The organism is Candidatus Pseudomonas auctus, assembly GCF_048654275.1.
Taxonomy (GTDB): Bacteria; Pseudomonadota; Gammaproteobacteria; order Pseudomonadales; family Pseudomonadaceae; genus Aquipseudomonas; species Aquipseudomonas pharyngis.
Genome location: NZ_JBJYZK010000005.1, coordinates 323,485 through 346,870 on the forward strand (window position 1 = coordinate 323,485; position 23,386 = coordinate 346,870).

Consider the following 23,386-nt stretch of genomic DNA (forward strand, 5'->3'; position numbering starts at 1 on the left):
TATGTATGAAGCCCTCGGTGATCTGTCGCTGGACCTGCTGCGCGCCTTCGAGGCGGCGGCCCGTCATCGCAGTTTTACCGCTGCGGCGGTGGAGCTCGGCACGACGCAACCGGCCATCAGCCAACAAATCAAACGGCTGGAAAAACAGCTCGGCACGCGGCTGTTCGATCGCATCTACCGGGGCATCGAACTGACCGAGGTTGGCTCGATCCTGTTCGAGCAAGTTACCCTCGGGTTGCAGAACATCGATGCAGGATTGAGCGCGATCAGCACACAGCAGCAACATGAAGTGCTGCAGGTTGCCACCGATTTCGCCTTTGCCGCCTATTGGCTGATGCCGCGCTTGCACCGTTTCCATGAGGCTTATCCACAGGTGGACGTGAGCCTGGTTACCAGCGAGCGCAATCACAACATGTTGCGCCCGGATATCGACGTTGCCGTACTGTTCGGCGACGGTCGCTTCAAACAGGGCGAAAGTCACTGGTTGTTCAGTGAAGAAGTGTTTCCGGTGTGCAGCCCGCAATTGCTCAAGGATCGCCCCCTGCCCTTGCCGGCCCAGGCATTGATGGAGTTTCCGCTGCTGCACCTGCGCGGAGAAAACAGCAGTAACTGGTTCGACTGGAGCGGTCTGTTCCGCGCGCTGAACATCAGCGTGCCGCCAGCGCCGGGCCAACTGCGCTTCGACAATTACACCCTGCTGATTCAAGCGGCGATTGGCGGTCAGGGCGTGGCAATTGGCTGGCGGCACCTTGTGGATAACTTGCTCACTCAAGGTCTATTGTGCCGGCCGATCGCCGAAACCACCCTGTCGCGTCTCGGTTATTACGTGGTGCTGCCACAGCGCAAGCGCCGGGGCGCGTTGATTCAGACGTTCGTGGACTGGCTGATGGCCGAACAGGCCAGCAGCGCCGAATCCCTGGCCGGGCTGCCGCTGCCGTCAATTGCGGTATAACGATCAGGAGGCGGCAACAAAATCCACGTGTTGATGGATATGCAGATTCAGTCGCAGCTCATCGGCAATCCCCACCGCCACCCGGTTCAGGCGTTCCAGCGGTTCAGCCAGTCCCGGTTCCAGCGTGCGGCCGACCTGACTGAAATGCTCGATCGTCAGTCCGGCGACGCTGCGCGGTGCGTTCACCAGCGTCCAGTGCAACGGGCTGCTTTGCAGGGCTTCGCGCACTTCCAGAGCGGCGTGGCGTTGCAGCGGTTCGGCGTTTTCCGGATCATCCAGTGCTTCGAATTCGCCGATGACAAACAGCCGCGAGACGTTTGCCGCCTGTAGCCCATCGATAAGCGCATCCACCGCCAGCACCTGTTCCACCGGCCCCAGCACCACGGATTTTTCGACATGATCGCTGCTCAGCGGCAAGCCCGGCGCATTGAGCAGGCAGATCACTGCCGAGCTGCCGGCGACACTCTGGTTGACCCGCTCGGCATCGAGCAGATCGCCGCTTTTGGTGCGCAGCCCCGGCCGTGGTGCGAGCGCCGTCAAATCGTCGAGGATGGCGATGACTTCATGCTGGCGACGCAGCAGTTCAGCCATCAACGCGCTGCCCAGGCTACTCATGGCACCATAGAGCACCACTTTCACCGCCGGGGTTTCGGCATTTTTCATGGCTGAGGTTCCTTTTGTTTTCCCTTGTATGGCGTGTGACATACGGGCAACGCCGAGGGTTCGAACCGATTCAGAGGGTTTGCGATGCAGACGATCAAGGGTTATCACGCCCACGTTTATTACGACGCCAGCACGATCGAACAGGCGCGGGCACTGTGTGAGCAGGCCGCGCAATTATTTCCATTGAAGATGGGCCGCGTGCATGAACGCCCGGTCGGCCCGCACCCGGATTGGAGCTGCCAGCTGGCCTTCGGCCCGGAGCTGATCGGCGATGTGCTGCCGTGGCTGGCGCTCAATCGCAAGGGATTGGTGGTGTTCCTGCACCCGGACACCGGCGATGACTTGCTCGACCACACCGACCATGCAATCTGGATGGGCGCGATGCGGCCGCTGGATCTGTCTGTTTTTTAATCAGATGGTTTCTTCGGGTTCGCCAGGTAAATGCTCGTCCAGGTGCAGCCATGGCAACTGGCTGTCGGTCCAGATATGCCGCTCGGCGGCGGCCTGCTCCGGATGATCCAGTGTGGCGATCGTCAGGTCGATGCTCTCGGGGCTGAGCAACGTTACCAGCGCCAGTTGTGCGCCGCAGTTCGGGCAGAAGAACCGTGCGCAGCTGTCTGAAGAGTCGTAGCGCAAAGGTGTTCCGGCCAGCCACTGGAAGTTCGCTGCCGGCAGCGTGATCCAGGTGGTGACGATGCCACCGCTGACTTTTCGGCAAATCGAACAATGACAGTGGGCGATGTCGTGCAATGCTCCGCTGAACTGATAGCGGATATGTCCGCAGTGGCAACCACCGCCGTGCAAATCAGTCATCGCCCTGCCCTCCGCTTCCCGTGTTCATTGACTCTAGCCCGCATCCGACGGCCGGTTGGCCGTTCGCCCAAAGCTTTCTTGCGCGAAAGGTAGCTGAAAGGTTCCCCGATTAGGATCGCCCCCACTGCCGGCAACAGACCGGTTGGCCAACGCGTGTGATTGCTCGCACGACAGGCCCAATTAACAACAACAATGGTGATTCTGATGTCCTCTGCAACCCGCCTCCTCCCACGCCTTTTTTCTGACACTCCGCTCGTACGCCTTGTGCTTCCCGTTCTGCGCTGATCCAACCCGATCCGCTCACTTACCTAGCCGCGCTACGCCTGGAGTATTCCCATGCTGACTTTCCTTGGCTTCGCCATGGTCATCACGTTCATGTTCCTGATCATGACCAAGCGCCTGTCTGCGCTGATCGCTCTGATCATCATCCCGATCCTGTTCGCCCTGTTCGGTGGCTTTGCTCCGAAGATCGGCCCGATGATGCTCGAAGGTATTACCAAGCTCGCGCCGACCGGCGTGATGCTGATGTTCGCGATTCTGTATTTCGCCCTGATGATCGACTCCGGCCTGTTCGACCCGGCCGTGCGCAAGATCCTCAAACTGGTCAAGGGCGACCCGCTGAAAGTTTCGGTCGGCACCGCCGTACTGGCGCTCGTCGTTTCCCTCGATGGTGACGGCGCGACCACTTACATGATCTGCGTGGCCGCCATGCTGCCGCTGTACAGCCGCATCGGCATGAGCCCGCGGATCATGGCCGGTCTGATCATCCTCGCCGGTGGCGTGATGAACATGACCCCATGGGGTGGCCCGACCGCCCGTGCCGCCAGTGCGCTGCATGTGGACCCGTCGGACATCTTCGTACCGATGATCCCGGCGATGGCTGCCGGTGTGGTGGCGATCCTGATCATTGCCTACTTCTACGGCAAACGTGAGCGTGCGCGTCTGGGTGAGCTGCACCTGATCGGCGACGAAATCGATCACAGCGAAATCAGCGTCTCGCAATTCCCGGATGCCCGCCGTCCGAAACTGATCTGGTTCAACGGCCTGCTGACCCTGGCGCTGATGTGCACGTTGATTGCCGGCCTGTTGCCGCTGCCGGTGCTGTTCATGGTGGCGTTCAGTATTGCCATGATCGTCAACTACCCTTGCCTGCAAATGCAGAAGGATCGCGTCGCCGCCCACGCCGGCAGCGTGCTGTCGGTGGTCAGTCTGATCTTCGCGGCGGGCATTTTCACCGGTATCCTGTCGGGCACCGGCATGGTCGATGCGATGTCGAAAAGCCTGCTGGCGGTGATCCCTGATTTCCTCGGCCCGTACCTGGCGGTGATCACGGCGCTGGTGAGCATGCCGTTCACGTTCTTCATGTCGAACGATGCGTTCTACTACGGTGTGTTGCCGGTGTTGTCCGAAGCGGCCAGCCATTACGGCATCACCGCGGTGGAAATGGCCCGTGCCTCGATCGTCGGTCAGCCGGTTCACCTGCTGAGCCCACTGGTGCCGTCGACATACCTGCTGGTGGCACTGGCGGGGATCGAGTTCGGCGATCACCAGCGTTTCACCCTGAAGTGGGCAGTGCTGGTCTGCCTGTGCATACTGGTCGCCGCCCTGTTGTTGGGGACTTTCCCGCTGTTCAGCACGTTGTAACGGCACCAAACTCACCCGGACGCCAGCTGATTGCTGGCGTCCTGGTTTAACACTCGCTCAAAGGAATACACATGGAATGGCTGACCAACCCTGAGATCTGGGTTGCCTTCTTCACCCTGACCGCCCTGGAAATCGTTCTGGGCATCGATAACATCATCATGATTTCGATCCTGGTCAGCCGCATGCCCAAACACATGCAGCAGCGCACCCGGATCTTCGGTCTTGGCCTGGCCATGATCACGCGGATCCTGTTGCTGCTGTCGATCACCTGGGTCATGCGCCTCACCGCCGACCTGTTCGAAGTGTTCGGCCAGGGCATTTCCGGTCGCGACCTGATCCTGTTCTTCGGTGGCCTGTTCCTGCTGTGGAAAAGCTCCCAGGAGATGTACCACGCACTGGAAGGTGAAGATGAAAGCGACGACGAGCCTTCGGGCAAGGGCGGCAACTTCCTCTACACCATCATCCAGATCGCAATCATCGACATCGTGTTCTCGCTGGACTCGGTGATCACCGCCGTCGGCATGGTGTCCCACGTTCCGGTCATGGTCGCGGCGATCATCGTGGCCGTGCTGGTGATGATGCTGGCCTCGGGCAAGATCAGCGAATTCATCGACAAGCACCCGTCGCTGAAAATGCTCGCGCTGTCGTTCCTGCTGGTGGTCGGCACCGTGCTGATTGCCGAATCGTTCGACGTGCACGTACCGAAAGGCTACGTCTACTTCGCCATGGCGTTCTCGCTGGCGGTCGAAGCGATCAACATCAAGATGCGCACCGCCATCGCGAAAAAACGCAAACAGCAGAATCCGGTGAAGCTGCGCAAGGATATTCCGGGTCAGTAACCCGAACGCAGCGCTGATGATCAAAGGGTCTTCGGGCCCTTTTTTCATGGCCGCATGAACCTGTTTTCATGACACTTTTGTTTCAATCCCCGCTTTAGCTGTGCAATGCTGGCGCCCAGACCGTTAGCCAACTACAGCTTAAGTATCAGAACGTAGAAATTGCGCGGTACCGTCAACTTGCCCCTCTGGGGCGCTGCCATTACAGGGGGTCTGCATGCTCACCCTGCTCAATTTGCTGTCTGCCGTGGCCCTGCTGATCTGGGGCACGCATATCGTTCGAACCGGCATCCTGCGGGTATACGGCACCAATCTGCGCCACGTGATCGGCCAGAACATGTCCAAACGCTGGCTCGCCTTCATCGCCGGCATTCTCGTGACCGCGATGGTGCAGAGCAGCAACGCCACCGCCATGCTCGTGACGTCGTTTGTCGGTCAGGGCCTGATGGCGTTGACCCCGGCCCTGGCGACCATGCTCGGTGCCGACGTTGGTACGGCACTGATGGCGCGAGTGCTGACGTTCGACCTGTCGTGGCTGTCGCCGCTGCTGATTTTTATCGGGGTGATTTTTTTTCTGTCGCGCAAACAGACGCGGCTCGGGCAGATGGGCCGCGTGTCCATTGGGCTGGGGCTGATCATTCTGGCGCTGCAATTGATCGTCGAGGCCGCTGCGCCGATCACCCATGCCCAAGGGGTGAAGGTGATTTTCGCCTCGTTGACCGGCGATATCCTGCTCGACGCCTTGGTCGGCGCGCTGTTCGCGATGATTTCCTACTCCAGCCTGGCGGCCGTGCTGCTGACCGCTACCCTCGCCGGCGCTGCGGTGATCAGCCTGCCGGTGGCGATCGGTCTGGTGATCGGCGCCAACATCGGCAGCGGCGTGCTGGCGTTCATGAGCACCAGCATGCAGAACGCCGCCGGCCGGCAGGTGGCGCTGGGCAGCCTGCTGTACAAGCTGATCGGGCTGCTGCTGATCATTCCGGTGCTCGACCCGCTGGTGCACTGGATCGACAGCCTGGATTTCAGCCCGCAGGAAATGGTCATCGGTTTCCACCTGCTCTACAACACCGCGCGCTGCCTGATCCTGCTGCCGAGCGTCGGGCCGATGGCGCGGCTGTGCGCCTGGCTGCTGCCGGAGCGGCCGGAGGTCAACGGCACCGCCAAGCCCCGCCACCTTGATCCCACCGCGCTGGTCACGCCGAGCCTGGCACTGGCCAACGCCGCCCGGGAAACCCTGCGCATGGGCGACCTGATCGACAACATGCTCGACGCGACCCTCGACGTGCTGCGCGGCAAGCAGACCGCCGTCACCCAGGAAATGCGCAAGCTGACCGATGACGTCGAAGCGCTGTACAGCGCGATCAAGCTGTACCTGGCGCAAATGCCCCGCGAAGATCTTGGCGAACAGGACAGTCGGCGCTGGGCGGAGATCATCGAGCTGGCGATCAACCTCAAACTGGCCAGCGACCTGATCGAACGCATGCTGCGCAAAGTGCAGCAGCAGAAGACTTCGCAACGCCGGTCGTTTTCCGAAGACGGACTGGAAGAACTGGCCGGCCTGCAACAGCAATTGATCGCGAATCTGCGGCTGGGGCTTTCGGTGTTCCTCAGCGGCGACAAGGAAAGCGCCCGCCAGTTGCTGCGCGAGAAACGTCGCTTTCGCGCCCAGGAACGGCGTCTGGCCCACGCCCATGTCAGCCGATTGCAACGCAAGATCGTGCAGAGTATCGAGACCAGTTCGTTGCACCTGGAGCTGATTGCTGACATGAAACGTTTGAACTCGCTGTTCTGCAGCAGCGCCTATGTGGTGCTGGAAACTTCCGATACCGGCGCGCTGGCGGCGGACGATATGGCGGACATCACGCATTCGCCTTGAACGTCTGGGGTTGTGGTCAGTCAGTAACTCAAGGTTTGGCCTCGCGGCCGGACTGACGACACGGATCTCCAATTCAGCCGTATGGAAGCTCGTTATGCGTTGCCTGTTGTTCGCTTGTCTGCTGCTCGGTTCCCTGCCCGCCTTCGCCCTGGATCGTTTTCAGGTCGAAGGCTATGCGCTGCCCAACGGTTTGCAATTGCTGCTCAAGCCCGGCACCGAGCGTGGGCACGTGGCGATCCGGCTGGTGATCGGCGTCGGTCTCGACGATTTCGACTGCAATGAAAAGGAGCTGCCGCACCTGCTCGAACACTTGCTGTTCAGCGGCATCGACGCCACCGGTGAAGGTGGTCTCGAAGAGCGCATGCAGGCACTCGGCGGCGACTGGAACGCTTTCACCAGCAACGCCGACACCACGTTCGTCATCGAAGCCCCGGCGAAAAACCAGCGCAAGGTACTCGACCTGTTGCTGGACCTGCTGACCCAGACCCGCTTCGACGACAACGCGATCAACGCCGCCAAACGCGTGGTCGAGCGCGAGGACGGCGGTCACTACACCCGCCTGCAACGCTTCCTCGACCGGCAGGACCTGGGCCACACCGCGAGCAACCAACTGGCGGTCGAACTGGGCCTGAAATGTCCGCAGCGGGCTGAAGTCGATGGCCTGACCCGCGAACAGCTGGAGAAGGTGCGCAAGGCCTGGTACGCGCCGAACAACATGACCCTGATCGTCGTCGGTGACCTCGACAAACTGCTGCCGGCCTATCTGGAACGGGCGTGGGGCGCGCTGGAAGCGGTCGAGCCGAGCGAACACCGCCCGTTGCCGGACATCCGCGCCAGCGCCGCTCACGAACGCACGATCACTCGCGGTTTCATCGGCAACAGCGCCAAGCTGCACTGGCTGGTGCCGGAGCCGGTGCTGGACGATCAGTACGACGAAACCTTCGACCTGCTCAAGGAATACCTGGAGTGGGCGCTGTACCGCCAGTTGCGCCTGAACCACGGTTTGTCCTACGGGCCATGGGCCGAACGCGAAGTGTTCGGCGGCGTCGGTTTCATGAGCCTCAACGCCGACCTGGATCGCGGCGATATCGCCGAAGCCGAGCAGGTGCTGAAAGACCTCAAGGCCGACCTGCTGAAAAACGGCCTCGACGCCGACACCTTCAATCGCTTGAAACAAGCCGACATCGCCCACCAGGCCTGGGCCGTGCAAGGCACCAGCGCCATGGCCGACTATTACTGGAGCGCGCTGGGGGACTACGAGGATGGCCGCTTTGCCGATCCTGCGCGGGAGCTGCAAGGCGTGACGCTGGAGGCGGCGAACAAGGCCATGCGCGAGTTGCTGCTGCAACCGGGTTATCTGCGGATCGAGAAACCGCTGCTCAGCGACGATCAGGTGTTGTGGCTGCTCGCGGGCGGATTGGGCGTGCTGGTGCTGATTCTGCTCGGCTGGCGCCTGCATCGGCGCAAGTCCGTGCATCCGGAATGACCGGCAGCCTCGCCACACGGCCCGGCGGGCGGTACTCTGTCGGGGTTTTTTCCTCGACTCTCGTGAACCGCCCAAATGTCTAAACTGACCCTCCTGATCCAGCGCATTCTCGAACTGATGAAGCGCTACCCCGGGGTCATTGCGCTCGGCGGTTTCATCTCCGGGGTCGGCAGCTTCATTCTGGTCGACCGGCAACAGGGGCTGGCGAGCTGGATCACCACGATCATGCTGCTGAGCTGGATCTGGCTGATGCTGGAAAACAGCCTGACCAAACTGTTCACGCGGATCTTCAAACGGGAAATCCCCCAGCCGCTGCTGCGTTACGCGACGCAGATGATTCACCAGGAAAGCCTGTTTTTCGTCCTGCCGTTCTTCTTCATCACCACCACCTGGAACAGTGGCCAGCTGTTTTTCACCGGGCTGTTGTGCATCGCGGCGCTGATCTCGATCGTCGACCCGCTCTACTACAAGTGGCTGGCGCCACGGCGCTGGGCGTTCCTCGCGCTGCACACTCTGACCCTGTTCGCCGCCCTGCTCACGGCGCTGCCGGTGATCATGCACCTGACCACTTCGCAGAGCTTCAAATGGGCGCTGGGGATTGCGGTGGTGTTGTCGTTCCCGAGCCTGGCGTCGATCTTCCCGATCCGCACCGTGCGCAATGCCCTGGCGATCCTGTGCATTACGGTCGGCATCGGTGGTGTGGGCTGGGTCCTGCGTTCGTGGGTGCCGCCGGCGACGCTGTGGATGACCGACGTGGCGATCAGCACTCAGGTGCAGGACCGGGTGCCGGGGGCCAGCCTCAAGGAAGTCAGCGCCGAACAGATCCGTGGCGGCGGCCTCTACGCCTACACCGCGATTAACGCGCCGCGCGGGCTCGACGAGCGGATTTATCACGTCTGGCAGTTCAACGGCAAAGAGGTCGACCGCATCGCCCTCGACATCCACGGGGGGCGCAAGGAAGGCTACCGGGCCTGGACCCACAAGCAGAACTTCCCCGGCAACCCGGCAGGCAAGTGGCAGGTGCGGGTGTTGACCGAAGACGGTCAGGTGATTGGCGTGCTGCGCTTCGAGGTCACGGACAGCACACCGACCAAAGAAAAGTAACCGGGTTCGTGCTATTACGTAGGTTCGTCTCAAAAGCCGAACAAGCACGGAGCTTATGACCAGCAGCCCAACGACCGGCAGTGCCCGCCTGGACACCTCGATCACCCCTGCCCGCCTGCGGGTCACCGGGGACTGGACGCTTGCCCATTACGCCGACCTCAAGCAACTGAGCGAAACGCTCCACGGCCAGTACGACGCCAACACGCCCATCGATCTCAACGGCCTCGGCGCCCTCGACACCGCCGGTGCGTCGCTGCTGGTGGAGCTGCTCGGCTCGGAGCGGCTGGGCAAGTCCGCCGAACACCCCGACTGCACGATTTCCAGCGCCGACCGCGCCCTGCTGCAGACCGTGTATCGCTCGCTGACCGATTTCTGCGTGCCGATCAAGGAACCGGAAATCAGCGTCAGCGTGCAACTGCTGACGCGCATCGGTCGGGCCGTCGACACGGTCTGGCGAGACACCCTGCAATTGCTCGGCTTCGTCGGCCTGATTCTCGAAACCATCGCCCGCAGCCTGTTCCGGCCCAAGCGCTGGCGGATCACGCCGATGATCGCCCACATCGAACAGACCGGCCTCGACGCTGCGCCCATCGTCGCGTTGCTGACCTTTCTGGTGGGCGCGGTGGTGGCGTTCCTCGGGGCGACGGTGCTGGCCAGTTTCGGTGCCAGCGTATTCACCGTGGATCTGGTGGGCTTCGCCTTCCTGCGCGAGTTCGGCGTGTTGCTCACAGCGATCCTGATGGCCGGCCGCACGGCCAGTGCCTTCACCGCGCAGATCGGCTCGATGAAGGCCAACGAGGAAATCGACGCGATTCGCACGCTTGGCCTCGACCCCATGGAATTACTGGTGGTACCACGGGTGCTGGCGCTGCTGGTGGCGCTGCCGATGCTGACCTTTCTGGCGATGATCTGCGGGATCGTCGGCGGCGCGGTGGTCTGCGCGGTGTCGCTGGATATCTCGCCGGCGATGTTCCTGTCGCTGCTGCAAAGCGACATAGGGATTCAACATTTCCTGGTGGGCCTGGTCAAAGCCCCGATCTTTGCATTCCTGATCGCCGCCATCGGCTGTCTCGAAGGCTTCAAGGTCAGCGGCAGCGCCGAATCGGTCGGCGCCCACACCACCTCCAGCGTGGTGCAATCGATTTTCGTGGTGATCGTGCTTGATGCGGTCGCCGCGCTGTTCTTCATGGAGATGGGCTGGTGAGTCGTCTACCCCGCGCGCCCTCCGAGGCGGTGATCGAAGTTCGTGGCCTGTGCAATCGCTTCGGCCGCCAGAGCGTGCACGAGAACCTCGACCTCGATTTGTACAAGGGCGAAATCCTGGCCGTGGTCGGCGGTTCCGGCAGCGGCAAATCGGTGTTGCTGCGCAGCATCGTCGGCTTGCGCCAGCCCAGCGAAGGCATGGTCAAGGTGTTCGGCCAGAACCTGCCGAGCCTGCCGGAGCATGAGCGTTCGCTGATCGAGCGGCGCTTTGGTGTGTTGTTCCAGAAAGGCGCGCTGTTTTCGTCGCTGACCGTCACCGAGAACGTCGCCCTGCCCCTGATCGAACACGCCGGGCTCAGCCGCGACGACGCCGAGCATCTGGCGGCGGTGAAGCTGGCGCTGGCCGGTCTTCCGCTGTCGGCGGCGGACAAGTACCCCGCCTCGCTGTCCGGCGGCATGATCAAGCGCGCGGCGCTGGCCCGAGCGCTGGCGCTGGACCCGGACATCCTGTTTCTCGACGAACCCACCGCCGGCCTCGATCCGATTGGCGCCGCGCAGTTCGACCAATTGATCCTGACCCTGCGCGATGCCCTGGGCCTGAGCGTATTTCTGGTGACCCACGACCTCGACACGCTCTACACCATCACCGACCGCGTCGCGGTATTGGCGCAGAAGAAGGTGCTGGTGGCCGGTCCCATCGACGTGGTCTCGGAAACCGACGACGCGTGGATTCACGAATACTTCCACGGCCCTCGCGGCCGCTCGGCGCTGGACGCCGCCAAACAGCTCAACGAGGTCTGACATGGAAACCCGAGCCCATCATGTGTTGATCGGCCTGTTCACGGTGATTGTGGTGGCAGGCGCCCTGCTCTTCGGTCTGTGGCTGGCCAAGTCCAGTGTCGACACCGAGTTCAAGGATTACGAAGTCGTGTTCAACGAGGCGGTCAGCGGCCTGTCCCGGGGCAGCCCGGTGCAGTACAGCGGGATCAAGGTCGGCGACGTGGTCAGCCTGCGCCTCGACCCGCAGGACCCACGTCGGGTGCTGGCACGCATTCGTCTGGCCGGCGACACGCCGGTCAAGGAAGACACCGAAGCCAAACTGGCTCTGGCCGGGATCACCGGCACCTCGATCATCCAGCTCAGCGGAGGCACGCCGCAAAGTCCGAAACTCAAGGGCCATGACGGCAACCTGCCGACCATCGTCGCATCGCCCTCGCCCATCTCGCGGCTGCTCAGCGACAGCAACGATTTGATGAGCGGGGTCACGACGTTGCTCAGTAATGCCAATCAGATGTTCTCTGCCGACAACATCGAGCGCGTGAGCAAGACCCTCGAGCATCTGGAGCAGACCACCGGTTCGATCAACGATCAGCGCGGCGACCTGCGTCAGGCCATGCAGCAACTGGCGACGGTCGGCAAACAGGCCGGCAACATGCTCGAACAGACGTCCGCGCTGATGCGCAACGCCAACGGCCTGCTCAACGATCAGGGCAAACAGGCGCTCGGCAGTGCCGAACAGGCGATGAAATCCCTGGAGCAAAGCAGCGTCACCATCAACGGCCTGCTCAGCAAGAATCAGAATTCCCTCGACAGCGGCATGCAGGGCCTCAACGGCCTGGCCCCGGCGATTCGCGAACTGAGGGAGACTCTGAATTCGCTGCGCGCCATTTCCCAACGCCTGGAGGCCAACCCCAGCGGTTACCTGCTGGGCAGTGACAAGAACAAGGAGTTCACGCCATGAAGCTGACTCGCCTCGCCCTCCTCGCCGGCTTCACGCTGATCAGCGCGTGCTCGATCCTGCCCAAGTCCGAACCGTCGGATGTCTATCGCCTGCCGGCGGCACAGGCACCCGCCTCGGCCGGTTCGGCGGCTGCTCAGCACTGGTCGCTGCGCCTGAACAAACTGCAGGCCAGCGAAGCGCTGAACCGGCCGAGCATTGCGGTGATTCCTCAGGGAGATGTGATCAGCAGCTACAAGGCCTCGCGCTGGAGCGATCCGGCACCGGTGCTGATGCGTAATCGGTTGCTTGATGGATTCCAGCGCGATGGCCGGGTATCGCTGTTGAGCACCGACGACAGCAACTTCCAGGCAGACCTGGAATTGGGCGGCAGCCTGCAGGCGTTTCAGACCGAGTATCAGGGCACGCAGGCCAGCGTGGTGGTGCGGGTCGATGCGTTGCTGGTGCGCGGTTATGACCAACGGATTCTCGCCAGTCGCCGCTTCGAAGAGCGTCAGCCGCTCAGTGATGTGAAGGTTCCGGCGGTGGTGGCCGGATTCGGGCAGGCCAGTGATCGTCTCACCGCGAAAGTCGTGGCGTGGGCGGTGGAGCAAGGGCAGAAAGTTGCCCCACCTGCCCGGCCTTGAGGCTTAACCGAAGAACCAGTAGCAGACGCCGATAGCGCCGAGCACACCCGCCAGCTCGGCCAGCAGCGCACAACCCACGGCATGCCGGGCGCGCTGGATGCCCACCGCGCCGAAGTACACCGCCAGCACGTAGAACGTGGTTTCGGTGCTGCCCTGAATCGTTGCGGCCACCAGCGCCGGGAAGCTGTCCACGCCCGAGGTCTTCATCGTTTCGATCAGCATCGCCCGGGCGGCGCTGCCGGAGAACGGTTTGACCATGGCGGTCGGCAGCGCATCGACGAAGCGCGTGTCCCACCCTGCCCACTCCACCAGATGGCGGATGCCGTCGAGGCCGAAGTCCAGTGCGCCCGATGCGCGCAATACGCCGATCGCGCAGAGCATCGCCACCAGATACGGCAGCAGGTTCTTGGCGACGTCGAAACCTTCCTTCGCACCTTCGACGAACGCTTCGTAGACCTTCACCTTGCGCAAGGCGCCGATCACCAGGAACAGCATGATCAGGCCGAACAGCGTCAGGTTGCCGAGGATCGACGACAGGCCCGCCAGCGCAGTGGCCGACATTGTCGCGAGCAACGCCATGAAGCCGCCGAGGATCAGCGCGCCGGGAATCAGGTAGGCCAGCACCACGGGGTCCCAAACCCGCAGGCGCTGCATGAACGCCACCGACAGGAAGCCGACGATGGTCGAGCAACTGGTGGCCAGCAGGATCGGCAGGAACACCAGCGTCGGGTCCGGCGCGCCTTGCTGGGCGCGATACATGAAGATCGTCACCGGCAGCAGGGTCAGGGACGAGGCATTCAGTACGAGGAACAGGATTTGCGCGTTGCTGGCGATGGTCGAGCTGGGGTTGAGCTCTTGCAGCGCTTTCATGGCTTTAAGGCCGATCGGCGTGGCGGCGTTGTCCAGGCCCAGGCCGTTGGCGGCGAAGTTCAGGGTGATCAGGCCCAGCGCGGGATGTCCGGCTGGAACTTCCGGCATCAGCCGCAGGAACAGTGGCCCGAGCACTTTGGCCAGCCATTCAACGATGCCAGCCTTCTCGGCGATGCGCAGGAAACCCAGCCACAGGGTCAGCGTGCCGAACAGCAGCACCATGACTTCGACCGACAGCTTGGCCATGGCAAAAATGCTTTCCACCATCGCCGCGAAGATCCCGGCATTGCCGCCGATCAGCCATTGCCCCAGCGCCGAAACGGCTGCCACGATGAAGAAGCCAAGCCACAGGCCATTAAGCATCAGTCAAATCCCCCGGAAGATGCGGCGAATGATAGCGGGGTCGCCAGAAACGACAAACCCCGGATTTCTCCGGGGTTTGTCAGGGTGCCTTGCGGGCGGGGATCAGTTGTTCGAAACGTCACCGGCCGGCAGTTTTTCCTTGCTGCGCCAGTGCGGCAGCGAGTTCCAGTAGCGCTGGCCCTTGGCGTCGTCGTACATGCCTTCCCAGCGGGCGATGACCAGTACGGCGAGGGCGTTGCCGATCACGTTCAGGGCGGTACGCGCCATGTCCATCACACGGTCGACACCGGCGATGAAGGCCAGGCCTTCCAGCGGAATACCCACGCTGCCCAGGGTGGCCAGCAGCACCACGAAGGACACGCCCGGCACGCCGGCGATGCCTTTGGAGGTAACCATCAGGGTCAGGACCAGCAGCAGTTGCTGGCTGATCGACAGGTCGATGCCGTACAACTGGGCAATGAAGATCGCCGCGATGGACTGGTACAGGGTCGAGCCGTCGAGGTTGAACGAGTAACCGGTCGGCACTACGAAACTGCAGATGGCTTTTGGTGCGCCGTAGGCTTCCATCTTCTCGATCACCCGTGGCAGCACGGTTTCCGAGGAGGCGGTGGAGTAGGCCAGGACCAGCTCATCCTTGAAGATGCGCATCAGCTTGATCACCGAGAAACCGAACATCTTGGCGATCAGGCCCAACACCACAAAGGCGAAGAAGGCGATGGCGACGTAAACCAGGATCACCAGCTTGGCCAGCGGCAGCAGCGAGGCGAAACCGAAGTTGGCCACGGTCACCGCGATCAGGGCGAACACGCCGATTGGCGCGTAGTTCATGATCATGTGGGTGACTTTGAACATGCTTTCCGATACGCCCTGGAACATCTTCACCAGCGGCTCGCGCAGGTCCGACTGCAGGCTCGACAGACCGAGACCGAACAGCACGGAGAAGAAGATGATCGGCAGCATTTCGCCGCGAGCCATGGCCGCGAAGATGTTCGACGGGATCAGGTTGAGGATGGTCTCGATGAACGCGTGTTCATGCTGCACTTCGGCGGCGGTCGCCTGGTACTTGGAGATGTCCACAGTGCCCAGGGTGCTCATGTCGATGCCGGCACCCGGATGGAACAGGTTGGCCAGCAGCAGGCCGACGACGATGGCGATGGTGGTGACGATTTCGAAGTAGATGATGGTTTTCAGGCCGATGCGCCCGAGTTTCTTGGCGTCGCCCACGCCGGCGATGCCGACGATCAGGGAAGAGATGACGATCGGGATCACGATCATCTTGATCAGACGGATAAAGATATCGCCTGCCGGTTGCAGGACGTTGCTGATCCACCAGGCCTTTTCGGCGCTGAAATGGTTAAGCAACGCGCCGATTGCAATCCCCAATACCAGACCGATGAGGATCTGCCAGGCGAGGCTAAGCTTTGCCTTCTTCATTATCTTTACCCTTACTTGCGTTTGACTCAGGCACATGCAGGAACTGGAACGCTCATCAGCGGAAAAGTCTGTGCATCTGCCTCCGTATAAGGTGCCCCGAAGCGCGTGTTTACGGCTCTCCGGCAGGCGAAAAAAGGCGCAACTATTCCGATGCAAGGTTGCGCCGTCTAATGCCGTAAACGCCTACCCTATGCCGAATCGGCATGAGCTTTTTTTTATGAAACTGGCGTCCCAACCGGTTCGAATACGACATTTCGGCAGGCATAAGTGCCGTGAACCGGCCATTACAGCGTAGGTTGGTTATTTTTTGAACGAGTGATTTCGACGAAAAATTTAGGAAAAAGCCTACGTTCGGAAACTAAATGTCCGACTGATTCGATCGACTCTTTCTCGATATACGGTCGCCAGGAAACACCGCGAAATGCTTTCGCATGCAGTGTGAGCGATAAAAAAGTTGAGCAGAACGCTCTGGATCAACGTTTTGTCACGTTGAAAGCCCAGCGCAAGTCCGTCGAACCACTCCGGTTGGCGAACTTGCGTCGCAGCTTTTACCCTGACCCGGCCCTCATCGCAGGCACTCCCTGTACCCGTAGGTCACTCCGACCCTGCAACAGTCAGAACGTCCCGGCCCCCTGGTCATGCACCGGCCTTCCTCGGGCCGACGCAATGGAGGACAGCCTTTCGGCTGCCCTCGTGTTCAATACCAGTTCGGATCTTTCTTCAGCGTTTCCATCAGAAGGTTTTGCATGCCCTGATCGGGTTTGCCGAGGAAGCGGTAGGTGGCATGTCGCGTTGGCGACTTGTCCGCCGGCAGTCCTTCAGGCACATCCACAAGCATGGCGTAAGCGTCTTTCTTGTCGAAACTGAACGCGACGATCAAGCGATGGTTCATGCACTTGTCTGCGGATTCGCAGAGCGGACCGACCAGATACTTGTCGCCATCTTCGGTCACGGCATTCATCTGCTGGTCAGGCGTGCCAGACAGGTTCATCACCCATTCCGGCAGGCGTTCTTCCTTCTTCACCACGCCTTCCCAGGTTTCCCTGTATTGCGGGTCGGAACTCAACAGTTCGTTGACCCGCGCCTGGCCGTCATTGGCCGCGATTGCCATGGCACTACCGCCCAGGAGCAGGGCGGCTGCCAGTGTCTTTAACCCCTTCATGTTCAACCTCGACCGCGACGGCCAAAGAAGAAGGAAGCGATGAACATCACCAGGAACACGACAAACAGAATCTTGGCGATACCCGTGGCGGTGCCCGCGATACCACCGAAGCCCAGTACTGCGGCGATGATGGCAATGATCAGGAATGTGATTGCCCAGCTCAACATGGTGATTCTCCTTGCTTCTATTTAGGGATGTTGCCGGTCTCGGCGCGGGGGCGCCCAGATTCGTTGATCAGAAAACCCAGCGTTCTTCACGTGGCATGTCGCCCAGCGGTTGTGGCTGGTCGACATCCATCATGCGCATCGCGCCGTTGTCGGCCTGGCTGCTGCTGACGGCGCTGAAGTGCGTCTGCGTCGCGTGTTGCATGGAAATCAGGGGCTCAGTCTGCTGGCTCTGCTCCCAGCGCAGATATTGCTGGCAGGCGATCAGAGTGATCAGCAGCGCAAGTGCGCCAAACAGGGCCTGCTGCAGATGCAGTGGCGAAATACGCATTTGGGCGGCACGTTGGCGAGTCATCCTGGGTTCCTCACTCTTGTTCGGTGGGGGCAGTGCATTTCTGCCCGGGCTGAATGATGTATTGCAGCCCGCATGCCAGCTTTTTTGTTTAAAAAAATCTAATAAAATCAGATAGTTATAGATGCGGTAAAAGTTACTGACGACGCATCCTGCACGATGACCCTCGCAGCGTCGTGCGTAATGCACGATTATTTCGTAGGAGAAATCATTCTTTTTGAATTGAGAGCAGGGTGCGGATGTCAGAAAAGGAGGCAGGAAACCGTCCTGAAACTGTGCGATGTTTAAAAAATCAACAAAATCAGTGGATTAGCCGTGAGGGCAGGAGAGAGCTACCCTGCTATGACTGGAATCGATCAGAATCAACCATGCAACTTGCCCGATTTTTCCGGGACTAACCCAAGACATTCACTTATGGAGCGTAGGAAAAATGGAATCAGCCACTGAGCACCAAGGCCGCATTCTGCTGGTGGATGATGAATCTGCCATCCTGCGAACCTTTCGTTATTGCCTCGAAGACGAAGGTTATACCGTCGCCACCGCCAACAGCGCGGCCCAGGCTGACGCGCTGCTGCAACGTCAGGTGTTCGACCTGTGTTTCCTCGATTTGCGTCTGGGCGAAGACAACGGCCTGGATGTTTTGGCGCAGATGCGCATTCAGGCGCCGTGGATGCGGGTGGTGATCGTCACCGCCCATTCGGCCGTCGACACCGCGGTGGACGCCATTCAGGCCGGCGCTGCCGATTATCTGGTCAAACCCTGCAGCCCGGATCAATTGCGCCTCGCGACCGCCAAACAGCTTGAAGTGCGCCAGCTGTCGGCGCGTCTGGAAGCCCTCGAAGGCGAGATCCGCAAACCCAAGGATGGCCTCGATTCCCACAGCCCGGCGATGAAAGTCGTCCTGGAAACGGCGCGGCAAGTGGCGGGCACCGATGCCAACATCCTGATCCTTGGTGAGTCGGGCACAGGTAAAGGTGAGCTGGCCCGAGCCATTCACGGCTGGAGCAAGCGCGAGAAGAAATCCTGCGTCACCATCAACTGCCCGTCGCTGACCGCCGAACTGATGGAAAGCGAGCTGTTCGGTCACAGTCGCGGCGCGTTCACCGGCGCCAGTGAAAGCACGCTGGGTCGAGTCAATCAGGCCGATGGCGGTACGCTGTTTCTCGACGAGATCGGCGATTTTCCGCTGACATTGCAACCCAAGTTGCTGCGTTTCATCCAGGACAAGGAATACGAGCGGGTAGGCGATCCGGTCACCCGCCGCGCCGATGTGCGGATCCTTGCCGCCACCAACCTCAATCTCGAAGACATGGTGCGTGACGGACGTTTCCGCGAAGACCTGCTCTATCGTCTGAACGTCATCACCTTGCATTTGCCGCCGCTGCGCGAGCGGGCCGAAGACATCCTGACCCTGGCCGACCGGTTCCTCGCCCGCTTCGTCAAGGAATACGCGCGTCCGGCCCGGGGCTTCAGTGATGAGGCTCGCGAGGCGCTGCTGGGCTATCGCTGGCCGGGCAACATCCGCGAGCTGCGTAACGTGGTCGAGCGGGCCAGCATCATTTGCCCGCAGGAACGTGTGGAAATCAGCCACCTCGGCATGGCGGAGCAACCGGCCAACAACGCGCCACGGGTCGGCGCTGCGTTGAGCCTCGACGAGTTGGAGAAAGCCCACATCGGCGCGGTACTGGCGACCGCCGGAACTCTCGATCAGGCCGCCAAGACCCTGGGGATCGACGCCTCGACGCTGTATCGCAAACGCAAGCAGTACAACCTGTGAGCATTCGCCGATGAAACTGGCGATGAAGTTGCGGACTCGCTTGTTCCTGAGCATTTCCGCGCTGATCACCGTGGCCTTGCTCGGGCTGATGCTCGGGCTGGTCAGCGTGATGCAGATGGCCGGCACTCAGGAGGCGCTGATCCGCAACAACTTCGTCACCCTCGATCTGGGGCTCAAGCTGCGCCAGACCCTCGGCGATCAACTGATCATGATGCTTGCCGAAAAGCCCGACCCCGTGGCGTTCGAAGCGTCCAAACAGCATTACTTCCAGTTGCTCGACGAGGGCATCGCCCAGGAGCAGAAAGACGACGATCGCCAGTATGGATTCAGTCAGGCCAGAGCCGATTACCTGAGCTTCCTCCAGGCGTTCGACATTTCCCGCGACCCGGCTGCTGCCCTGAGCGGCGGTGGCGACTTGCGTGAGCGCTTCAACACGCTGCGCAACGGATTGATTACCGAGCACAAGCACGCACTGGACAACATCAATTCTGTCCAGCATGCCGCCCGCGACCGCGCGTTGCTGATCGCTGGCCTGTTGGGACTGGTGGGGCTGGCGGTGCTGATCATTGGCTTCGTTACCGCCCAGGGCATTGCCCGGCGGTTTGGTGCGCCGATCGAAGCGCTGGCCAAAGCGGCGGACAATATCGGCCAAGGCAATTTCGAGGTGACCCTGCCGGTGTCCTCGGCCATGGAAATCAACCTGCTGACCCGGCGCTTCGGGCTGATGGCCGAAGCCCTGCGCGAACATCAGGCGACCAATGTCGACGAATTGCTCGCCGGCCAGCAGCGCCTGCAAGCGGTGCTCGACAGCATCGATGACGGTTTGCTGATGATCGACCGTCAGGGTCGTCTGGAACACTTGAACCCGGTGGCCCAGCGACAACTGGGCTGGGACAGCGACCGTTTCGGCGAGGGCCTCGGCACGGCGCTTCAGCGACCGGAGCTGGATGCACAGCTGCAACTGGTGTTGCGCGGTGGCAACCTTGAGCGGGCGCCGGAAGATTTGAGCATTGAGGTCGATGGCGAAACGCGCCTGCTGACCTACAGCCTGACGCCGGTCAGCCATACCCAGGGGCATATCCTCGGCGCCGTGATGGTCCTGCACGACGTCACCGAGCAGCGCGCCTTCGAACGGGTGCGCAGCGAATTCGTGTTGCGCGCCTCTCACGAACTGCGCACGCCAGTCACGGGCATGCACATGGCGTTCGGACTGTTCCGGGAGCGGGCGAAGTTTCCTTTGGAGTCGCGTGAGTCCGACCTGCTCGACACGGTCAATGAAGAAATGCAGCGCCTGATGCAGTTGATCAACGATCTGCTCAACTTTTCGCGTTATCAGAGCGGTTTGCAGAAACTCACACTGGCGCCGTGCTCCATCGAGGATCTGCTGGAGCAGGCGCGTTTGCGTTTCGCCGATTCGGCAGCGCAGAAGGGCGTTACCTTGACCGTCGAAGCGCAGAGCCCGCTGCCACGCTTGCAGGCGGATCAGGCGCAGCTCGATCGAGTCCTCGACAACCTGATCGACAACGCCTTGCGCCACACGGCGCGCGACGGGCTGATCCGCTTGCAGGCCCGTCGCCATGGCGAACGGGTGATCATCAGCGTCGAAGACAACGGCGAAGGGATTGCCTACGGTCAGCAAGGGCGGATTTTCGAACCTTTCGTTCAGGTGGGCCGCAAGAAGGGTGGGGCCGGGCTGGGTCTGGCGCTGTGCAAGGAAATCGTCCAGTTGCACGGTGGGCGGATGGGCGTTTACTCGCGGCCGGGGCAGGGCACGCAGTTCTATATGGCGCTGGCGGTTTAGGCTTCGTCGTCGATCCGGCGGCCGGCGAGTCGCCGTCCACGGGTAATCAGTTCGATGAACTGCACCGCGCTCAAGGCGTGGGCGAACAACCAGCCCTGCCCGAACTTCACCCCTTCACTGCTCAGCAGCGCCGCTTGTGACTCGAATTCGATCCCTTCGGCAATCACCTTCAGGTCCAGCGCCTGGGCCATGTGAATGATGTGTGGCGCGACGCCGCTGCTGGCGGCGTCATGGCCGAGGGCGTCGATGAAGGCCTTATCGATCTTCAGGCAATCCACCGGCAGGGTTTGCAAATAGGCCAGGCTGCAATAGCCGGTGCCGAAATCGTCGATCAGCACCTGATGCCCGACATCGCGCAGCGCCTGCAGGTTTTCCCGGGCTACCACCACATCGATCAGGCCGCGCTCGGTCACCTCGAAAGCAATCTGCCGCGCCGCCACCCGATGCAGGGTCAGCAGCCGCGCCATGACCTGGCCGATGCGCGGCACCATCACGTCGCAGGCGGCCAGATTCACCGAGATGTACAGCTGCGGATTGGCCCGCAGCAACTGACCCAACTGCTCGAGCAGGCGTTGCAGGACGAAGTCGGTCATCTGGCGAATCTGTCCGGTGTTCTCGGCCATCGGGATGAACAGGTCAGGGCTGGTCAGCGTGCCGTCCGGCCGGCGCCAGCGCAGCAAGGCTTCGGCACCGACGCAGTTGCGGCTGTCGAGATCGAAGATCGGCTGATAAAGCACCTGCAACTCGCCGCGGCGGATGGCGCCGTGCAGCTCGGCGTCGAGCGACTGGCGCTGGCGCACGACCCAGAACACCAGAACGCCCACCAGCGCACCGAGCACCAGACAGAAAGGCACCATCCACCACCAGAGCTCCGGAATGTGCATGCCCGTGCGCGGGCTGATCAGCACCAGTTGGTATTCCGGATTGTCAGTGGGCATGCGGTAGATCAGGTGTGACTGGGTGACTTGCAGCGCGTTCGGGGTTTTCGGCGGCCAGGGTTCGGTGGGTGGCCAAACCTGTGGAACGCCGAGCACCGGAATCGCCCGGGTCCCGTGATCCAGCACTACCAACAGGCTGCTGCCGGGCAACAGGTCGACCATGTCGGTGAGATGTCCGCGCGAGGTGGCTACGCGAAAGTTGCCGCGCCCGAGCATCAGCGCTGCGCGGTTTTCATCGGGTTCGGTGGTGGTGTTCAGCCAGTAGCTGTAGGTCGGGCCCTTGATGTCCGGAGGACGGATCACCGACAGGCCTTCCTGGCGCGGACGGTTGGAGCAAATCCGCGTGGCGTCCATGTAGGCGGCTTCATAGACGAAGCGGTAGTTGAACGTCACTTGCTGCAACGTGGCGATCATTTCGTCGTCGCAGCTGCGCAAGGGCTGGGCTTCGAGGTCGTCGAGGCTTTCGCGCAACTGGCCGAAGAGTTGCTCCAGACGTGCCAGGAACCGCTCGCCCTGGGCGTTCATTTCCTGGCTTTCGCTTTGCTCGACCTGCCGAACGGCCACGAACAGCCCGCCGGTGATCAGCAGGCTCGCACTGAGGACAGCCGCGATCATCGCCAGAAACCAGGGGCGATAAAACCAGCTACGCAGCGTCTCTCGGGTAGCAACCATCATGGATATCCGAAGAATTACCAATGAGTTATAGCTGCTGATTGCGATTTCGCCCTGACCGTCGGGCGGGCGTCATTATTTTGTCTGATTCAGCACCAGCAGCAACGCTGCCGTTTGCGCATCCGGCGTGCCGTCAAAGCGCGCAGGGCGGTAGTGCATCTGGAAGGCCGCGAGCACATGGCGGGTCGCTACATCCAGCTCACCGGTTTGCGGCGTCGAGTAGCCCAGGCGTGCCAGTTGGCTCTGGAACCAGGTGATGCTCGGCAGCTCGGCGTCGAACTGCGCTTGCTGGCGTGCCACGGCTTGCTCGTCGGGCCAGAGCCCCAGCCCCTCGGCCGCCAGGCGCTTCCAGGGGAACAGCGGCCCCGGGTCGAGCTTGCGCAACGGGGCGATGTCACTGTGGCCGATGATGTGGCGCGGGCTGATGCCCTGGCGTTTGCTGATGTCCTTGAGCAGGACGATCAACGATTGCACCTGGGCTTCGCTGTAGGGATACCAGAGGCGACCGGTCGGTGTGTCCTTGAAGCCCGGATTGACGATTTCAATGCCGATCGAACTGGAGTTGAGCCAGGTACGGCCTTGCCATTCGCTTTCGCCGGCGTGCCATGCGCGCAGGTTTTCGTCCATCAGCTTATAGATGGTGGCGTTCTTGTCATCGCCGATCAGGTAATGGCTGCTGACTTCGCCGTGGGTCAGCAATTGCAGTGAGCGTTCGAGCGAGGCGGAGGTGTAGTGCACGATCACGAACTGCACACGGCTGTCGTGATTGACCGAAGGATGGCTGGTGTCGAAACGCGGGCCGCTGGCACAACCGGCCAGTAGGAGGAGCGACGCGAGGAGGGTGAAAAATTTCATGGCAGAGGGCAGTACACGCAAGACGATAATGCAACAGTGTAACGTATCGCCTTGCGC

Annotated in this window: 22 protein-coding genes; 13 read left to right on the top strand and 9 right to left on the bottom strand. The window is 61.5% G+C overall.

Annotated features, from left to right (window positions below):
* The first annotated feature begins 1 nt into the window (after position 1).
* Positions 2-952 carry a choline sulfate utilization transcriptional regulator gene (locus tag ACKUG4_RS12850; protein WP_445434140.1) on the top strand — a complete coding sequence of 317 codons (951 nt, stop codon included), beginning with the start codon at positions 2-4 and terminating at the stop codon, positions 950-952.
* 3 nt (positions 953-955) lie between these two features.
* Here ACKUG4_RS12850 and ACKUG4_RS12855 read toward each other — a convergent pair whose 3' ends face one another.
* Positions 956-1,615: an NAD(P)-dependent oxidoreductase gene (locus tag ACKUG4_RS12855; RefSeq protein ID WP_064592438.1), complete on the bottom strand. Its 660-nt coding sequence runs from the start codon at positions 1,613-1,615 to the stop codon at positions 956-958.
* 84 nt (positions 1,616-1,699) lie between these two features.
* Between ACKUG4_RS12855 and ACKUG4_RS12860 the strand changes: the two genes are divergently transcribed.
* Complete coding sequence (locus tag ACKUG4_RS12860; protein ID WP_039764906.1) at positions 1,700-2,026, top strand: DOPA 4,5-dioxygenase family protein; 327 nt, start codon at positions 1,700-1,702, stop codon at positions 2,024-2,026.
* On the opposite strand, the gene ACKUG4_RS12865 is transcribed toward ACKUG4_RS12860, so the two are convergent.
* Positions 2,027-2,428 (bottom strand): GFA family protein, encoded by a 402-nt coding sequence (locus ACKUG4_RS12865; protein ID WP_445434141.1) that lies wholly within the window; start codon positions 2,426-2,428, stop codon positions 2,027-2,029.
* Between the two features lie 336 nt (positions 2,429-2,764).
* Here ACKUG4_RS12865 and ACKUG4_RS12870 point away from each other — a divergent pair, with 336 nt between their 5' ends.
* The 9 genes from ACKUG4_RS12870 to ACKUG4_RS12910 all read left to right on the top strand — a co-directional run bounded on the left by ACKUG4_RS12870 (position 2,765) and on the right by ACKUG4_RS12910 (position 12,941).
* On the top strand, positions 2,765-4,072 hold the full coding sequence (locus tag ACKUG4_RS12870; RefSeq protein WP_007954069.1) for a CitMHS family transporter: 1,308 nt from the start codon (positions 2,765-2,767) through the stop codon (positions 4,070-4,072).
* A gap of 71 nt (positions 4,073-4,143) precedes the next feature.
* Entirely contained in the window at positions 4,144-4,911 is a 768-nt protein-coding gene (locus tag ACKUG4_RS12875; protein WP_445434142.1) for a TerC family protein, read from the top strand.
* 214 nt (positions 4,912-5,125) lie between these two features.
* Complete coding sequence (locus tag ACKUG4_RS12880; RefSeq protein ID WP_445434143.1) at positions 5,126-6,784, top strand: Na/Pi cotransporter family protein; 1,659 nt, start codon at positions 5,126-5,128, stop codon at positions 6,782-6,784.
* 94 nt (positions 6,785-6,878) lie between these two features.
* Entirely contained in the window at positions 6,879-8,270 is a 1,392-nt protein-coding gene (locus ACKUG4_RS12885; protein ID WP_445434144.1) for a M16 family metallopeptidase, read from the top strand.
* Positions 8,271-8,345: 75 nt separating this feature from the next.
* Positions 8,346-9,374, top strand: coding sequence for a DUF5924 family protein (locus tag ACKUG4_RS12890; protein ID WP_039764894.1), 1,029 nt, complete (start codon positions 8,346-8,348; stop codon positions 9,372-9,374).
* Positions 9,375-9,429: 55 nt separating this feature from the next.
* Positions 9,430-10,578 carry an ABC transporter permease gene (locus tag ACKUG4_RS12895; RefSeq protein ID WP_085647177.1) on the top strand — a complete coding sequence of 383 codons (1,149 nt, stop codon included), beginning with the start codon at positions 9,430-9,432 and terminating at the stop codon, positions 10,576-10,578.
* Positions 10,575-11,378: an ABC transporter ATP-binding protein gene (locus tag ACKUG4_RS12900; RefSeq protein WP_064592457.1), complete on the top strand. Its 804-nt coding sequence runs from the start codon at positions 10,575-10,577 to the stop codon at positions 11,376-11,378. The genes ACKUG4_RS12895 and ACKUG4_RS12900 overlap by 4 nt, the downstream gene beginning before the upstream one ends.
* Position 11,379: 1 nt before the next feature.
* Positions 11,380-12,318: an MlaD family protein gene (locus ACKUG4_RS12905; protein ID WP_039764886.1), complete on the top strand. Its 939-nt coding sequence runs from the start codon at positions 11,380-11,382 to the stop codon at positions 12,316-12,318.
* Positions 12,315-12,941, top strand: coding sequence for an ABC-type transport auxiliary lipoprotein family protein (locus tag ACKUG4_RS12910; RefSeq protein ID WP_064592458.1), 627 nt, complete (start codon positions 12,315-12,317; stop codon positions 12,939-12,941). The genes ACKUG4_RS12905 and ACKUG4_RS12910 overlap by 4 nt, the downstream gene beginning before the upstream one ends.
* 3 nt (positions 12,942-12,944) lie before the next feature.
* On the opposite strand, the gene ACKUG4_RS12915 is transcribed toward ACKUG4_RS12910, so the two are convergent.
* From ACKUG4_RS12915 to ACKUG4_RS12935, 5 genes are all read right to left on the bottom strand, one after another.
* Positions 12,945-14,174, bottom strand: a complete 1,230-nt coding sequence (locus ACKUG4_RS12915) for a spore maturation protein (protein WP_085647178.1) — start codon at positions 14,172-14,174, stop codon at positions 12,945-12,947.
* A gap of 102 nt (positions 14,175-14,276) precedes the next feature.
* Positions 14,277-15,608: a glutamate/aspartate:proton symporter GltP gene (gene gltP, locus ACKUG4_RS12920; protein WP_064592462.1), complete on the bottom strand. Its 1,332-nt coding sequence runs from the start codon at positions 15,606-15,608 to the stop codon at positions 14,277-14,279.
* A 697-nt stretch (positions 15,609-16,305) separates the two neighbouring features.
* Positions 16,306-16,770, bottom strand: a complete 465-nt coding sequence (locus ACKUG4_RS12925) for an inhibitor of vertebrate lysozyme family protein (RefSeq protein WP_039764879.1) — start codon at positions 16,768-16,770, stop codon at positions 16,306-16,308.
* A 2-nt stretch (positions 16,771-16,772) separates the two neighbouring features.
* The gene (locus ACKUG4_RS12930; protein WP_003177151.1) at positions 16,773-16,937 is read right to left on the bottom strand and encodes a DUF1328 domain-containing protein; all 165 of its coding nucleotides are present in this window, start codon (positions 16,935-16,937) and stop codon (positions 16,773-16,775) included.
* Positions 16,938-17,004: 67 nt separating this feature from the next.
* The gene (locus ACKUG4_RS12935; RefSeq protein WP_445434145.1) at positions 17,005-17,289 is read right to left on the bottom strand and encodes a hypothetical protein; all 285 of its coding nucleotides are present in this window, start codon (positions 17,287-17,289) and stop codon (positions 17,005-17,007) included.
* 427 nt (positions 17,290-17,716) lie between these two features.
* Between ACKUG4_RS12935 and algB the strand changes: the two genes are divergently transcribed.
* Together algB and ACKUG4_RS12945 are read left to right on the top strand one after the other, a co-directional pair.
* Entirely contained in the window at positions 17,717-19,063 is a 1,347-nt protein-coding gene (gene algB, locus ACKUG4_RS12940; RefSeq protein ID WP_007954049.1) for a sigma-54-dependent response regulator transcription factor AlgB, read from the top strand.
* Positions 19,064-19,073: 10 nt separating this feature from the next.
* Positions 19,074-20,864 carry a KinB sensor domain-containing domain gene (locus tag ACKUG4_RS12945; protein WP_445434146.1) on the top strand — a complete coding sequence of 597 codons (1,791 nt, stop codon included), beginning with the start codon at positions 19,074-19,076 and terminating at the stop codon, positions 20,862-20,864.
* On the opposite strand, the gene ACKUG4_RS12950 is transcribed toward ACKUG4_RS12945, so the two are convergent.
* On the bottom strand, positions 20,861-22,474 hold the full coding sequence (locus ACKUG4_RS12950; protein WP_170928281.1) for an EAL domain-containing protein: 1,614 nt from the start codon (positions 22,472-22,474) through the stop codon (positions 20,861-20,863). The two genes, ACKUG4_RS12945 and ACKUG4_RS12950, sit on opposite strands and share 4 nt — an antisense overlap.
* A 75-nt stretch (positions 22,475-22,549) precedes the next feature.
* A complete protein-coding gene (locus ACKUG4_RS12955) occupies positions 22,550-23,329 on the bottom strand; it encodes an N-acetylmuramoyl-L-alanine amidase (protein ID WP_039764871.1) in 780 nt (259 codons plus the stop codon).
* Between the last annotated feature and the right edge of the window lie 57 nt (positions 23,330-23,386).

Excerpts from the sequence above, each read along its gene's own strand:
- ACKUG4_RS12850 (WP_445434140.1), top strand. The coding sequence starts at position 2 with ATGTATGAAGCCCTCGGTGATCTGTCGCTGGACCTGCTGCGCGCCTTC.
- ACKUG4_RS12855 (WP_064592438.1), bottom strand. The coding sequence starts at position 1,615 with ATGAAAAATGCCGAAACCCCGGCGGTGAAAGTGGTGCTCTATGGTGCC.
- ACKUG4_RS12860 (WP_039764906.1), top strand. The coding sequence starts at position 1,700 with ATGCAGACGATCAAGGGTTATCACGCCCACGTTTATTACGACGCCAGC.
- ACKUG4_RS12865 (WP_445434141.1), bottom strand. The coding sequence starts at position 2,428 with ATGACTGATTTGCACGGCGGTGGTTGCCACTGCGGACATATCCGCTAT.
- ACKUG4_RS12870 (WP_007954069.1), top strand. The coding sequence starts at position 2,765 with ATGCTGACTTTCCTTGGCTTCGCCATGGTCATCACGTTCATGTTCCTG.
- ACKUG4_RS12875 (WP_445434142.1), top strand. The coding sequence starts at position 4,144 with ATGGAATGGCTGACCAACCCTGAGATCTGGGTTGCCTTCTTCACCCTG.
- ACKUG4_RS12880 (WP_445434143.1), top strand. The coding sequence starts at position 5,126 with ATGCTCACCCTGCTCAATTTGCTGTCTGCCGTGGCCCTGCTGATCTGG.
- ACKUG4_RS12885 (WP_445434144.1), top strand. The coding sequence starts at position 6,879 with ATGCGTTGCCTGTTGTTCGCTTGTCTGCTGCTCGGTTCCCTGCCCGCC.
- ACKUG4_RS12890 (WP_039764894.1), top strand. The coding sequence starts at position 8,346 with ATGTCTAAACTGACCCTCCTGATCCAGCGCATTCTCGAACTGATGAAG.
- ACKUG4_RS12895 (WP_085647177.1), top strand. The coding sequence starts at position 9,430 with ATGACCAGCAGCCCAACGACCGGCAGTGCCCGCCTGGACACCTCGATC.
- ACKUG4_RS12905 (WP_039764886.1), top strand. The coding sequence starts at position 11,380 with ATGGAAACCCGAGCCCATCATGTGTTGATCGGCCTGTTCACGGTGATT.
- ACKUG4_RS12910 (WP_064592458.1), top strand. The coding sequence starts at position 12,315 with ATGAAGCTGACTCGCCTCGCCCTCCTCGCCGGCTTCACGCTGATCAGC.
- ACKUG4_RS12915 (WP_085647178.1), bottom strand. The coding sequence starts at position 14,174 with ATGCTTAATGGCCTGTGGCTTGGCTTCTTCATCGTGGCAGCCGTTTCG.
- gltP (WP_064592462.1), bottom strand. The coding sequence starts at position 15,608 with ATGAAGAAGGCAAAGCTTAGCCTCGCCTGGCAGATCCTCATCGGTCTG.
- ACKUG4_RS12925 (WP_039764879.1), bottom strand. The coding sequence starts at position 16,770 with ATGAAGGGGTTAAAGACACTGGCAGCCGCCCTGCTCCTGGGCGGTAGT.
- ACKUG4_RS12930 (WP_003177151.1), bottom strand. The coding sequence starts at position 16,937 with ATGTTGAGCTGGGCAATCACATTCCTGATCATTGCCATCATCGCCGCA.
- ACKUG4_RS12935 (WP_445434145.1), bottom strand. The coding sequence starts at position 17,289 with ATGACTCGCCAACGTGCCGCCCAAATGCGTATTTCGCCACTGCATCTG.
- algB (WP_007954049.1), top strand. The coding sequence starts at position 17,717 with ATGGAATCAGCCACTGAGCACCAAGGCCGCATTCTGCTGGTGGATGAT.
- ACKUG4_RS12945 (WP_445434146.1), top strand. The coding sequence starts at position 19,074 with ATGAAACTGGCGATGAAGTTGCGGACTCGCTTGTTCCTGAGCATTTCC.
- ACKUG4_RS12950 (WP_170928281.1), bottom strand. The coding sequence starts at position 22,474 with ATGGTTGCTACCCGAGAGACGCTGCGTAGCTGGTTTTATCGCCCCTGG.
- ACKUG4_RS12955 (WP_039764871.1), bottom strand. The coding sequence starts at position 23,329 with ATGAAATTTTTCACCCTCCTCGCGTCGCTCCTCCTACTGGCCGGTTGT.